Origin of the sequence: Mesorhizobium sp. BR1-1-13 (assembly GCF_020165515.1) — a bacterium.
GTDB lineage: Bacteria > Pseudomonadota > Alphaproteobacteria > Rhizobiales > Rhizobiaceae > Mesorhizobium.
Map to the genome: position 1 here is coordinate 159,587 of NZ_JAIUIH010000003.1, position 11,782 is coordinate 171,368.

General features: G+C 62.4%; 13 protein-coding genes and 1 pseudogene. 7 read left to right on the forward strand and 7 right to left on the reverse strand.

Going from position 1 to position 11,782, the window contains the following annotated elements:
• Window positions 1-12: 12 nt before the first annotated feature.
• The 7 genes and pseudogenes from LB533_RS08365 to LB533_RS08395 all read right to left on the reverse strand — a co-directional run bounded on the left by LB533_RS08365 (window position 13) and on the right by LB533_RS08395 (window position 4,745).
• Window positions 13-639, reverse strand: a complete 627-nt coding sequence (locus LB533_RS08365) for a transglutaminase-like cysteine peptidase (RefSeq protein ID WP_224556756.1) — start codon at window positions 637-639, stop codon at window positions 13-15.
• Window positions 640-857: 218 nt separating this feature from the next.
• Window positions 858-1,025: pseudogene (locus LB533_RS08370) on the reverse strand (undecaprenyl-diphosphate phosphatase); the annotation flags it as partial.
• 209 nt (window positions 1,026-1,234) lie between these two features.
• Window positions 1,235-1,432, reverse strand: a complete 198-nt coding sequence (locus LB533_RS08375) for a hypothetical protein (RefSeq protein ID WP_140637935.1) — start codon at window positions 1,430-1,432, stop codon at window positions 1,235-1,237.
• Between the two features lie 270 nt (window positions 1,433-1,702).
• Complete coding sequence (locus LB533_RS08380) at window positions 1,703-2,098, reverse strand: GFA family protein (RefSeq protein ID WP_140637934.1); 396 nt, start codon at window positions 2,096-2,098, stop codon at window positions 1,703-1,705.
• Window positions 2,099-2,247: 149 nt separating this feature from the next.
• On the reverse strand, window positions 2,248-3,204 hold the full coding sequence (locus LB533_RS08385; RefSeq protein ID WP_140637933.1) for an alpha/beta fold hydrolase: 957 nt from the start codon (window positions 3,202-3,204) through the stop codon (window positions 2,248-2,250).
• 207 nt (window positions 3,205-3,411) lie between these two features.
• Window positions 3,412-3,660: a ParB N-terminal domain-containing protein gene (locus LB533_RS08390; protein WP_006206067.1), complete on the reverse strand. Its 249-nt coding sequence runs from the start codon at window positions 3,658-3,660 to the stop codon at window positions 3,412-3,414.
• A gap of 125 nt (window positions 3,661-3,785) precedes the next feature.
• The gene (locus tag LB533_RS08395) at window positions 3,786-4,745 is read right to left on the reverse strand and encodes a LysR family transcriptional regulator (protein WP_140637932.1); all 960 of its coding nucleotides are present in this window, start codon (window positions 4,743-4,745) and stop codon (window positions 3,786-3,788) included.
• Window positions 4,746-4,877: 132 nt separating this feature from the next.
• Here LB533_RS08395 and LB533_RS08400 point away from each other — a divergent pair, with 132 nt between their 5' ends.
• The 7 genes from LB533_RS08400 to LB533_RS08430 all read left to right on the forward strand — a co-directional run bounded on the left by LB533_RS08400 (window position 4,878) and on the right by LB533_RS08430 (window position 11,774).
• Window positions 4,878-5,660, forward strand: coding sequence for an ABC transporter substrate-binding protein (locus LB533_RS08400; RefSeq protein WP_140637931.1), 783 nt, complete (start codon window positions 4,878-4,880; stop codon window positions 5,658-5,660).
• Window positions 5,661-5,723: 63 nt separating this feature from the next.
• Window positions 5,724-6,371: an amino acid ABC transporter permease gene (locus LB533_RS08405; RefSeq protein WP_140637930.1), complete on the forward strand. Its 648-nt coding sequence runs from the start codon at window positions 5,724-5,726 to the stop codon at window positions 6,369-6,371.
• Window positions 6,372-6,383: 12 nt separating this feature from the next.
• Window positions 6,384-7,043 carry an amino acid ABC transporter permease gene (locus tag LB533_RS08410; RefSeq protein WP_140637929.1) on the forward strand — a complete coding sequence of 220 codons (660 nt, stop codon included), beginning with the start codon at window positions 6,384-6,386 and terminating at the stop codon, window positions 7,041-7,043.
• Complete coding sequence (locus LB533_RS08415) at window positions 7,040-7,804, forward strand: amino acid ABC transporter ATP-binding protein (protein WP_318011215.1); 765 nt, start codon at window positions 7,040-7,042, stop codon at window positions 7,802-7,804. Before LB533_RS08410 ends, LB533_RS08415 begins: the two co-directional genes overlap by 4 nt.
• An 8-nt stretch (window positions 7,805-7,812) precedes the next feature.
• A complete protein-coding gene (locus LB533_RS08420; protein WP_140637927.1) occupies window positions 7,813-9,453 on the forward strand; it encodes a N,N-dimethylformamidase beta subunit family domain-containing protein in 1,641 nt (546 codons plus the stop codon).
• 1 nt (window position 9,454) lies between these two features.
• A complete protein-coding gene (locus LB533_RS08425) occupies window positions 9,455-10,840 on the forward strand; it encodes an aspartate aminotransferase family protein (RefSeq protein WP_140637926.1) in 1,386 nt (461 codons plus the stop codon).
• Window positions 10,841-10,844: 4 nt separating this feature from the next.
• Complete coding sequence (locus LB533_RS08430) at window positions 10,845-11,774, forward strand: 3-keto-5-aminohexanoate cleavage protein (protein ID WP_140637925.1); 930 nt, start codon at window positions 10,845-10,847, stop codon at window positions 11,772-11,774.
• Window positions 11,775-11,782 lie beyond the last annotated feature (8 nt).

The following is an 11,782-nucleotide window of genomic DNA, read 5'->3' on the forward strand; positions in this document are numbered from 1 at the left end:
GGACCGGCGACATCATTGAACAGAGCTGACGAGCCGCTCGTCGCCGCCAAGGATGGAAACCCAGCGACCGCTGTTGTCGCTAGCCTGTCTCTTCAGGTAGCGATAGCCGGTCTGGTTCCAGAGGCGAACCTTGTCGCTGAGATTGTCGAGGATGAAATCGCCCTTGTCGGTGCGCACCGTAAGTACGGCGTGGCCTTCGCCGTCCGGCTTGCGCACCACCGTCATCAGCAGATTGGATATGGCGATGCCGGCGGCCTTGAGCTCGCGCTGCTTTTCAAGCGCGTAGTCTTCGCAGTCGCCAAACCCGTTGTCGGGGTAGGCCCACCACTCGTCCTTGCCGTAATTGTCGATGTCGCTCATCGGCTTGACGCGCGTGTTGACCGTGAGATTTACGGCGGAAATCTCCCGCAACAGCTGGCCGGTCATGCTCTCCGGAGCGTTGGCGGGCGAGCGGATGGAGCATTCGGCAGAATGGACCTTGCAAAAATCATAGTGTCCGATCGGTTGGGAGGTTTGGCCGCCGATGGTCATGGAAAGCGACGCCGCATTCGCCAAACCCGCCGCCGAACAAGAAGTCGTCAGCGCAAGCGCAAACCCAAACCCCTTCGCCTTGCGGCGCCAACCCACCGAGGATGCCATACGGCCCCACCCATCTGTTTTTCTTAACAGAACATTAAAAGTGGATTTTTGCCCGAAGTCAATGAAGGCGGCCGATCACATCTTCGACGATCGACGCGTGGCTGCCCGGGGTTGCGCCGGCGCAACACCGGCACCCACGTTTCTGGAATTACCTTTTTATCCTTGTCTGACGAATTCCGGACGGAAAACCGCTACGCACTTTTCCTGGAATTGCTTTAGGAGCCGGGATCCTGCCAGCCCAGCACCACCGGAACGATGCGCATATGAGCGGTGGAGGAAATCGGCAGCAGTTCGGTGATGCCTTGGACCAGGCCGAGAAATGCGACCTTGGCGTATCCCAGACCGACAAAGCCGGTGTCCATGCCTTGCATGCAGATGTCGGCCATGACGAATTTCATATGTGAGAGATCGAGTGGGCGGAGGACGACCGCTGGCGATCGGCCCGGGCAAAGCCATACCGCCATGGGCCGGAAAATCAATTCACCGAGTGTGGAAGGCGTGTTCGAATATCAACACCGCGCCGCCTCGGCGCGCTGGCAGCGCCAGACCCGGCCCGTTGAGTCGGTCTGCAAAACTGGAGCAAATCACGATGCGATCAGGGGCAAAGCCAGAGTTTCTGGCACGTCCTAGCGATCACGTGCGCCGGCGGGACAACCGGCTCCTCGACGGAAGGCCGGCGCGCCCGTTCGAGCAGCATGCGCACCTGTTCCGGGCGCACACGATCGCGCTCCATCACAAGCAGGACCATCGGATCGCTCAAAAGCTCGTCCAGGGTGCTGATGCTGTCGTTCATCCGTCGTCTCCTCGAATGCCGGCCCGCACCGGTTAAATAGGGGGACAATGATGGCTCGCCAATGACGGTTTGCCGGCTTTCGCGTGACTGTTTCGGTTATTTCGTGACTGTTTCGATTAATTTTTGTCATGGTCGCGTAACGTCACCCTTCTGTTGGTCCGAAGGGTGGATGCGTGGCCATGCCGCACTTCATCCGGCACGGCTCATCGGTTTCGGCGCTCAAGCGCAGATTCATCTTCTTTCATAAGGCGTGAAGGAAGGCCGGAGGCCTCAGGCAGGCGGCGCGCCTTCGTGCTGCGGCAAGCCGTCATCGAGCACCACCCAGGACTGCTTGGAGACGATCCAGATGTGCATCTGTGGCTTGAAGACGGACGGATCGTCGAGTGACCCGGTGGTGACGCCTATAATGCCGGCGGCATCGCGCCGCGAAAACATCGTCGTGCCGCAGCTTGGGCAAAACCCCCGTTTAATATCCGGCGAGCTGTTCACGGTCGCCACCGGCCCTTCGATCGTCACATCGTCGATGCGAAACAGCACACGCGCATTGAAGGCGGCGCCGATTGCCTTTTGACAAAGCCGACAATGGCAGATGCGTTCGTTGACGGGCTCGACGTCGGCGCGATAACGCACCGCGCCGCACAGGCATCCGCCCTGATAATTAGCCATTGCCGTATCCATTCCTGAGAAGATTTGATGCGAGACTATCGACGCCCGACACCGGGTCAATTCAAAAGCATTGATACGATCGCATCGACTGCGGCGATAAAACTGCCAGCCGCCTCGAGGGAGACCGCCGGCAGCCAATGCCGGGCAAGCTATTCGGTTTCGCCGACCACCTCGTCCCAGCTCTTCACCTTGGTCTCACCGTTGAGGAACGGCAGCGCGGCGGCCGTCAGCTCTGGAGCGAAGAAGACGTCGTAGTGGGTTCGGTTGGGCAGGATCGCCAGGCGGTTCCGCGACAGGTTTTCACGCATCCAGCCCGCGTCCTTCAACCCGCCGCCGAGCATCTGGTAGAACTTGATCTCGTGCTCGAGCTTGTACATGTCGCTGTCGCCGTAGGCCAGCATGACCGGCATCTTTAGCCTGGGAACATCGGCCGAGTAGTCGTAGTTCTGGCGCATGAAGTTGCCGAGTGTGTCGAGCAGCTTCGGGAACTCCTCGGGATGCGGCGCCACCGCGACGTAGGATTTGTACATCGGCGTGTCCTTCATGAAATCGGCCGCTGCCGCGCTCACCTGCGCCTGCTGCGGGCGCATCTCGTCATAGAAACCGTCGGCGGCATAGCCGGTCGAAACCAGCACAAGCCGGCGCACCGTTTCGGGGTGCTGGACGGCCATGCGGAAGGCGACGCCGCCGCCCAGCGAATAACCCATGACGTCGACCTCGCCGTAACCAAGCCGTTTGACGATATCAGCCATGTCGTCGCCCATTGCTTCCAGCGTGAACGACCGGTCGCCAAGCGCAGTGCGGCCATGGCCTTGCAGGTCGACGGTGATGACAGTGCGATGCTCGGCAAGCTTCGGCAGGAGGGGGGCGAACATGTCCGATGTACCGAGACCGCCATGCAGCAGAAGCAGCGGCTCACCCTTGCCGTAGACGGCATAATAGTAATTCAGGCCGTTGATCGGCAGCAGGCCGGATTTTTCAGGCTTCGGCGGTGTCTTCGCTTCGGTCGTCATGGCAGATTTTACCTCTTTTGCGTTGGTGATGCCCGGACCGGCGAGAAGCGCCGCGGCCGAAGCAAGAATGGCGAAAAGCAGGGCTTTGGACATATCGATCTCCTCCAGTCTGTCCGTGTGTCGGTGCGTTCTTGAGATGGCTGGTGCATCGGCCCCAACCCGCGCGAAAACCGATCGAGAATATTGGTCTGACCCGGCTTCCGTCCCAAGGACGAACCAGCGAAATGCAGACCGACATCATCAAGGAGAAATTCTGGGGCTTTCCCGTGGATGGGGACCAACGGCGAAATCGAGGACGCGTCAGTGACGCTTGGCTTGCACCAGATAGGCATCAATCTCGGTCTCGCCGAGCCACTTGGCCGCTTCCAGCCGATGCAGGCCTTCTACCAGGATATGACGCTTGCCGTCGTGACGGACCTGGATCGGCATCTTCATGCCATTCTCCAGAATGTCCTCGGCGAGATGACGGACCGTCTCGGGATGCAGCGTCTTCTTGCGCGCCGTCGGCACGTAGATGTCGTCGACCTTGACCTTCTGCACTCTGAGCATGTCGACCCCCTGGGCGGAACGCCGCCTTGTCCTGAGATAGTCGCTTTGTCGACGAGGGCCAAGGGCATGGCGATGAATAGGGAGGCAAGCGGGTTTGTCTGCCGCCGCACATTCGATATTGCATATCAGCCTTTGTAGATACGGTCCTCGAGCGGCGTCTCGGCGATCAGCGTCTGCAGGCCCGACAGCAACGCCTTCTCGGCGCGGTTCATCGCCTTGTCCGGATTGACCAGCAGGAAGATATCGATGGCCGGCGGCTCATCATAGGGCGGCAGCCGCCACAGCGCGCCGTCCGCCACATCGCGCCGCGCTACATGCAGCGGCAGCGGGCCGATGCCGAGCCCGGCGACGATCATGCGCCGCACCTCCTCCAGGCTCGACGACACACCCACGACATCCGCGTTCAGCCGTGCTTCGCTGCGCAACAGCGCGACCGGCCGCAGCGCATCCGAAATATGGTCGGTCTGGAACGATACCGAGGGCTCGTCGCGGAGATCGGCCAGCGTCAGTCCGGTTTGCCCGTAGAGCCTGTGCCGCGGCCCGCAGAAGAAGCCGAAGAACTCGCGATAGACCATGTCGTATTGCAGCGCCGGATCGCGCTGGCTGACCAGGCAGACGCCAAACGAAGCACGGCGCTCCCTCACCTGCTTGGCCACTTCGGTGCTTGCCGCGACCGAAATGGTGATGCTGGCGCGCGGATAGTTGCGGTGGAATTCCGACAGCGCCCGGTCGAACAGCGGCGAGACCACATGGCTGGCGGTCGCGATCATGACATGGCCGGTAACATCGTCGCTGATGCCGCGCATCAAGAGCGGCAGTTGCGATATGGTGCCGAACACCTCGATGCTCTGCTCGTAGAGAAGCCGTCCAACCTCGGTGAGTTCGAAGCGCGTCGCATCGCGCTCGACCAGCCGTCTGCCGACCCGGTCTTCCAGCCGCCGCAGCGCATTGCTGACGCTTGGCTGCTTGAGGTTCAGCCTCTCGGCGGCACGCGTGATGCTCTTCACCTCCGCGATGACGACGAATGTCCGCAAAAGGTTCCAGTCCAGATCCCAGACCAGCCGTTCGGGGCGCGGCAATGCCATTCCTGATATCTATGCTCCCTATTTCCATTATCTATTTGCGCAATGCTACCGCAAAGGCAATCATTGCCGTCAGGAGGCGCCCCAATGCCTCCCAAGAACAAGCCTTCGCGCTCCATCCAGAGGACGGTTCAAATGAACAAGGTATTTTCCGGCATTGCCGTCGCGGCGCTGCTGTTTGCGTCTTTCTTCACTAACGTCTCGGCCAGGGCCGATGACCTCGAGAAGATCAAGGCGGCGGGCGAATTGAAGATTTCCATGAGCGGTCAGTATCCGCCTTTCAACTTCGTCAACGATCAGAACGAGGTCGTCGGCTTCGACGCCGATATCGGCAAGGCCATCGCCGAGCGCATCGGCGTCAAGGGCACCATCATCACCACCGCCTGGGACGGCATCATCGCCGGCCTGCTCGCCAACAAATACGACACCGTGGTCGGCTCAATGACGATCACGCCGGAGCGTGAGAAGGTGGTCGATTTCGTCGGCCCCTACTACCACGCCGGCCGCGCGGTTTTCGTCAACCAGGATTCCAAGGTGCAGAGCCTCGACGATCTCAAAGGCAAGACCCTTGGCGTGACGCTCGGCGAAACGCATGAGAAATGGGCGCGCCAACAGGGCGGCTGGGACATCCGCACCTATAAGGGGCTGCCGGAATTGCTGCTGGAATTGAAGGCCGGTCGCGTCGACGCCATCGTCGTCGACAACATTCCGGTCATGGTCGCCGTCAAGGAGACCGGCGAGAAGGTACGCAAGCTCGACACGCCGGGTATCGAAGGCGGCAGCGTCGCCATCGGCATCGCCATCCGCAAGGACAATCCGGAGCTCAAGGCCGCCATGCAGAAGGCGCTGGACGGCATGATGGCCGACGGCACCTACCAGAAGATATCCATGCACTGGGTGGGCAGCGACATCCGCTAATTTCGCCAAGGCTTCGACGGTTCAGGCCGCCTGAAGCCGAAAGCCACTGCGCCGGGCCATTTCATGGATTTCTCTTTGATGCAGCGCGTCTTCCCGTTCTTCGTGGAAGCCGCCTTGGTGACGCTGGAACTGACAGCGCTGGCCCTGGTCCTGGGGCTGGCCGCGGCAGCACTTGCCGCGACCGCGAGAATGTCGAGATCGGCGATCCTGCGGGCCGTCGGCACACTCTATGTGAGCCTGTTTCGCGGCACACCGTGCCTGATCCAGCTCTTCGTGTTCTATTTCGGCGGCCCGCAGATCGGCATCAATCTGGATCCGTTCGCGGCCGGCGTGATCGGCCTCGGGCTGAACATCGGCGCCTATATGGCGGAATCAATCCGCGGCGCCGTGGTGGCGGTCGACCGGGGCCAGACGGAGGCGGCGCGCACGATCGGGTTTGGCCGGTTCCAGACCTTGCGCAAGGTGGTGCTGCCGCAAGCCGCCAGGCTGATGATCCGCCCGCTCGGCGTCAACACGGTCGCGCTGCTGAAAGGCTCGGCCCTGGTGTCCACCATCTCGGTCGTGGAATTGACCTACACCGCCCAGCGCTTCATCGGCTCCACCTACAAGCCGTTCGAGATCTTCGGCGTCGCGGCCCTGCTCTACATGATCATGGTCTATGCCGTCGCCCGCATAGTCGACGTGCTCGACAAACGCTTCGCGATCGTCTGAGGGCAGAACACGATGCAAGACCTGGATTTCACCGTCGTCGCGCCCTACTGGGATCTTCTGCTGACCGGCGCCTGGTGGACATCAGTGCTGACGGTCTCGGCGGGAGCGATGAGCTTCGTCGTCGGCATCTTCTTTGCCGTTGTCGTACTCTACGCACCGGCAATCCTGGCCTACCCCGTGCGCGCCTTCATGTGGGTGTTCATGGGCACGCCGCTGCTGTTGCAGCTCTTCCTGATCTATTTCGGCCTGGTGCAGGTCGGTATCGACATCCCTGCGCTGGCGGCCGGCATTGTCGGCCTTGGACTGCATTTTGCCGTCTACAATGCCGATGTCATCCGGGCGGGCATCGTGGCCGTCGATGTCGGCCAGACGGAAGGCGCGCGCAGCATCGGCTTCGGCAAGTGGCAGACGCTGCGCCATGTCGTGATACCGCAAGCCATCCGCAACACGGCGCCACCGATCGGCAGCAATTTGATCGCGCTGTTGAAGGAATCCTCCATCGTCTCGGTCATCGGCATTGCCGAGCTGGTTCACTCGGCGCAACTGGCGATCAGCGAAACGTTTCGCCCTTTCGAATTCTACATCACTGCCGCGGCACTCTACTACATTCTCAACCTCGTGCTCGAGGCGGCCCTGCATCGGTTTGAAAGACATGTGGAGGTTTCCCGATGAGCACGCAGCGGCCAATGGTCGAGGTCCGCGGCGCACGCAAATCGTTTGGCGCCGTCGAGGTCCTCAGAGGTATTAACCTGTCGGTCGAACGTGGGCAGATCGTCGCCATCATCGGCCCGAGCGGCTCCGGCAAGAGCACGCTGCTGCGTTCCATCAACCATCTCGAGAGTTTGAACAGCGGTGAAGTCTGGCTGGACGGCCTGCAGGTCAACCAGAAGCTGCAGGGCCAGGCGTTCGAAAGGCACATCAACAAGGTGCGCCAGCAGATGGGCATGGTGTTCCAGCACTTCAACCTGTTCCCGCATTTGACCGTGATCGAGAACATCACGATGGGGCCGGTGATCCTGAAAAGCATGCCGAAAGCCGAGGCTCGTGCGCTGGCGCTTGGTCTTTTGTCCAAGGTCGGTCTCTCCGACAAGATCGACGCCTATCCCTCGCGTCTTTCGGGCGGGCAGAAGCAGCGCGTGGCGATTGCCCGCGCGCTGGCCATGCAGCCCAAGGTGATGCTGTTCGACGAGGCCACTTCGGCGCTCGATCCGGAGCTGGTCGACGAGGTCAACGCGGTGATGAAGCAGCTTGCCGCCGAGCACATGACCATGCTCATCGTAACGCATGAAATGCGCTTTGCCGGCGAAGTGGCCGACAGGGTGCTGTTCATGGATGGCGGCGTGGTGGTGGAAGAAGGCCCGCCGGGCGACATCTTCCGCGCCCCGCAAAAGGAACGCACCCGCACCTTCCTCAAGAAATACCTTTCAGCCTGAGCATGACAATGACCAGATTGACCACTGAATTCCCCGATTTCGGATTGACGCCAGAGCAACGCCGGCACGCGGTGCGCGGCCACTATTACGAATGGCCGGGTATGGATGGCGAGCGCGGTGAAATCTGGTGCTACAGCGACCGGTTTTCCTATCGCGCTGGCGAGACCGTGGCGCTGCATGTCAGTTCGACTGCACCGTCCTTCAGCATGACGATCGTCCGCGACGGCGGCACCGAAACAAAGGTGTTCGAGAAGTCCGGCATTGCGGCGCGTTGGCAGGAAAGTCCAGACCAGTGCTCGGCCGAAGGCTGCAGCTGGGAAGCCTCGTTCGAATTCACCGTCGGCAGCGACTGGCCGTCCGGCGCCTACCGCGTGACGCTGACCGCGGACGGCCGCGACGGCAAGCCGATCCTCTCCCATCATCTCTTCATCGTCGCGCCGCTGCCCGGCAAGAAGCCAGGCCGTGTGCTGCAGGTGGCGGCGACAGGCACCTGGCTCGCCTACAACACCTGGGGCGGCTCCAATCATTATCAAGGCATCACCGGGCCGGACCGCAACCAGTACTCGCCTGTTGTCTCGACGCAGCGCCCCTGGTGCCGCGGCTTCGTCGTGCTGCCCACGGAGGCGCCGCGCGTGCCGCTGGAGGTCGCGGTGCCACCCAGGACCGTGCCGCGCTATCCGCACATGGAATGGGCGCTTGCGACCGGCCATTCGAAGAAATACGCCTCGTCGGGCTGGGCGAGCTATGACAGCCATTTCTTCCGCTTCGCCGAACGGGCGGGCTACGCCGTCGACCTCGCCAGCCAGCATGATCTGCACTTCTCGCCTGAGATTCTCGACGGTTACGATTGCGCCGTCTTCGTCGGCCATGACGAGTACTGGACCTGGGAAATGCGCGATGCGGTCGACAGCTACGTCGAGCGCGGCGGCCATGCGGCGCGTTTCGCCGGCAATTTCATGTGGCAGACGCGGCTGGAGGATGAAGGCCGGCGGCAGGTCTGCTACAAATACCGTGCCCGGGCCGAAGACCCCGCCTATCGCGGCGGCGACGTCACCCGCGCCACCAACTCCTGGGAGGCGCCCGAGATCGGCCGGCAGGGTTCGGCGACCTTCGGGCTCAACGCCACACGCGGCCTCTATGCCGGCTGGGGCGGCTGCGCCCCACGCGGTGTGCGCGGCTTTCCCGTGTATCGACCCGAGCACTGGGCCTTTGCCGGAACCGGCATCTACTATGGCGACCTGCTTGGCGCCGACAGCCATGTCTATGGCTATGAGGTCGACGGGCTGGACTTCGAAATCCGCGGCGGCCTGCCCTACCCGACCGCGACCAGCGGCGCGCCGGATGGCTTGCAGGTTCTCGCGGTTGGCATGGCCAGCCAGGTCGAGGAAAGCGCCGATATCCCGATCGAGGATCAGTTTCTCACCGACGAGGATGGCCGCTTCAGCGCCGAGACGCTGTTTGGCGATCGGAGCGACGCCAGCCTGGAAAAAGTCAAACGCGGCAACGGCATGATCGTCAGTTTCCCGCGCGGCAAGGGCGAGGTCTTCCACGCCGGGAGTTGCGAATGGGTCGCCGGCCTGCTGAGGCAGGACCCGATGGTCGAACGCGTTACCCAGAATGTCCTCGATCGTTATCTCGGAAAGTCCTGACATGTCGAAAGCCCCGACCGCAGCCTTGGACACTGACTCCCGGCGCCAATCGCATCTGTTCTACCTCTCCAGCCTGCGCCGGCCGCTAATCGACCGCGCCGAGGGCATCTATATGTGGACGCAGGACGGCCGCCGCTTCATCGACGGATCGAGCGGCCCGATGGTCGCCAATATCGGCCATTCCAACCGCAATGTGCTCGACGCCATGAAGCGGCAGATGGATCGCGCTACCTTCGCCTACCGGCTGCATTTCGAGAACGAACCGGCCGAAGAGCTGGCGCGCGAACTCGCCGTCAAACTGCCCGAAGGCATGGATCGTATCTTCTTCGTCTCAGGCGGCTCGGAAGCGACCGAATCCTGCATCAAGCTGGCGCGGCAGTGGGCGGTGGCCACCGGCCAGGCCAGCCGCTGGAAGGTCATCACCCGCTTTCCTTCCTACCATGGCGGCACGCTGGGTTCGCTCTCGATCACCGGCGACGATGCGCTGGCCGAGACCTTCACGCCGATGATGCGGGTGATGCCGACAGTGCCGTCGCCTACCGCCTGGCGCGACCGCGACAATCTCTCGATGGAACAGCGCGGCGTCCGTTATGCAGACATGCTTGAGGAGAAAATCCTGGCCGAGGGGCCGGAAAGCGTGGTCGCCTTCATCATGGAACCGATCGGGGGTGCTGCCACCGCGGCGCTGGTGGCGCCGGACAGCTACTATGCGCGCATCCGCGAGATCTGCGACCGCTACGGCATCCTGCTCATCCATGACGAAGTGATGAGCGGCGCCGGCCGCACGGGAAAATTCCTCGGGGGCGACCACTGGAACTGCAAGCCAGACATCGTCGCGCTGTCAAAAGGCCTGGGATCGGGTTACGCGCCGCTCGGCGCGCTGGCGGCGCCGATGCGGCTGGTGCAGCCGCTGCTTGCCTCCGGCGGCTTCCAGCACGGCCATACCTATGCCGGCAATCCGCTCGCCTGCGCCGCAGGGCTGGCCGTGCTCGGCGAAATGGACCGCCTCGACCTGATCGCCAATGCGGCCGCCATGGGCGATGTGCTGATGGAGGGATTGCAGGGGCTCACCAAGCGCTTCCCGTTCATCGCCGACGTGCGCGGAAAGGGCCTGCTCACCGGCGCCGAGATGGTTGCCGACCCCGAAACGCTGCGGCCGATAGACCAGGGCAAAAAGGCCACCCAGCGCCTGCTCGACCTCGCCTATGAGCGCGGGCTGATCATCTATGGCCGCAAGGTCAAGGGCGGTGTCGACGGCGACAATTTCATGGTTGCGCCGCCAATGATCGTCACCAAGGAGCAGGTCGGCGAGATCGTCTCCATCATCGGCGACTCGCTCGAAGTTCTGGCTGCCGAACTCAACCTGCCGGTCGAAGGCCAGGGATAAAACAATGGCGCCGAGAAAGGTCATCATCACCTGCGCCGTCACCGGCTCGGTCCATACACCGTCCATGTCGCCTTATCTGCCGGTAACGCCGGATCAGATCGCGGCGGATGCCATCGCCGCGGCCGAGGCCGGCGCCTCCATCCTGCATCTCCATGCCCGCGACCCAAAAGACGGCCGGCCAACGGCTGATCCGGATGTGTTCATGCAGTTCCTGCCACGCATCAAGCAGGCGACGTCGGCGGTGATCAACATCACAACCGGCGGCTCCTCCCTGATGACGCTGGACCAGCGTCTGGCCGCGCCGTTGCGGGCCGAGCCCGAAATGTGTTCGCTCAACATGGGCTCGATGAATTTCGCGCTGTTCCCGATGCTCGACAAGCCAAGGGAATGGCAACACGAATGGGAACCGAAGCTGCTGGAAGCCACACGCGACACGATCTTCAAGAATACCTTCGCCGACATGGAGGGCGTTCTCGAGAGACTGGGCAAGGGCTGCGGCACGCGCTTCGAATTCGAATGCTACGATGTCGGCCATCTCTATTCGCTGGCGCATTTCCGAGACCGCGGGCTGGTGTCGGGGCCGCTGTTCATCCAATTCGTGCTGGGCATTCTGGGCGGCATCGGCGCCGATCCGGACAATCTCATCCACATGAAGCGCATCGCCGACAAGCTGTTCGGCGACAGCTACCAGTTCTCGGTGCTGGCCGCGGGCCGCCACCAGATGCCGCTGATCTCGATCGCCGCGGCCATGGGCGGCAATGTCCGTGTCGGGCTCGAAGACAGTCTCTACGACGGCCGCCAGCTGGCGAAGTCCAATGCCGATCAGGTGCGCCGTATCCGTGGCATTCTCGATGGACTGTCGCTGGAGGTTGCCACGCCGGCCGAAGCACGCGACATGCTGGCGCTGAAGGGTGGTGACAGGGTAGCGTTCTAGTGATGGTG

Bases quoted from the DNA above. Each gene is read 5' to 3' on its own strand.
- LB533_RS08365 (WP_224556756.1), bottom strand. From the start codon at position 639: ATGGCATCCTCGGTGGGTTGGCGCCGCAAGGCGAAGGGGTTTGGGTTT.
- LB533_RS08375 (WP_140637935.1), bottom strand. From the start codon at position 1,432: ATGAACGACAGCATCAGCACCCTGGACGAGCTTTTGAGCGATCCGATG.
- LB533_RS08380 (WP_140637934.1), bottom strand. From the start codon at position 2,098: ATGGCTAATTATCAGGGCGGATGCCTGTGCGGCGCGGTGCGTTATCGC.
- LB533_RS08385 (WP_140637933.1), bottom strand. From the start codon at position 3,204: ATGTCCAAAGCCCTGCTTTTCGCCATTCTTGCTTCGGCCGCGGCGCTT.
- LB533_RS08390 (WP_006206067.1), bottom strand. From the start codon at position 3,660: ATGCTCAGAGTGCAGAAGGTCAAGGTCGACGACATCTACGTGCCGACG.
- LB533_RS08395 (WP_140637932.1), bottom strand. From the start codon at position 4,745: ATGGCATTGCCGCGCCCCGAACGGCTGGTCTGGGATCTGGACTGGAAC.
- LB533_RS08400 (WP_140637931.1), top strand. From the start codon at position 4,878: ATGAACAAGGTATTTTCCGGCATTGCCGTCGCGGCGCTGCTGTTTGCG.
- LB533_RS08405 (WP_140637930.1), top strand. From the start codon at position 5,724: ATGGATTTCTCTTTGATGCAGCGCGTCTTCCCGTTCTTCGTGGAAGCC.
- LB533_RS08410 (WP_140637929.1), top strand. From the start codon at position 6,384: ATGCAAGACCTGGATTTCACCGTCGTCGCGCCCTACTGGGATCTTCTG.
- LB533_RS08415 (WP_318011215.1), top strand. From the start codon at position 7,040: ATGAGCACGCAGCGGCCAATGGTCGAGGTCCGCGGCGCACGCAAATCG.
- LB533_RS08420 (WP_140637927.1), top strand. From the start codon at position 7,813: ATGACCAGATTGACCACTGAATTCCCCGATTTCGGATTGACGCCAGAG.
- LB533_RS08425 (WP_140637926.1), top strand. From the start codon at position 9,455: ATGTCGAAAGCCCCGACCGCAGCCTTGGACACTGACTCCCGGCGCCAA.
- LB533_RS08430 (WP_140637925.1), top strand. From the start codon at position 10,845: ATGGCGCCGAGAAAGGTCATCATCACCTGCGCCGTCACCGGCTCGGTC.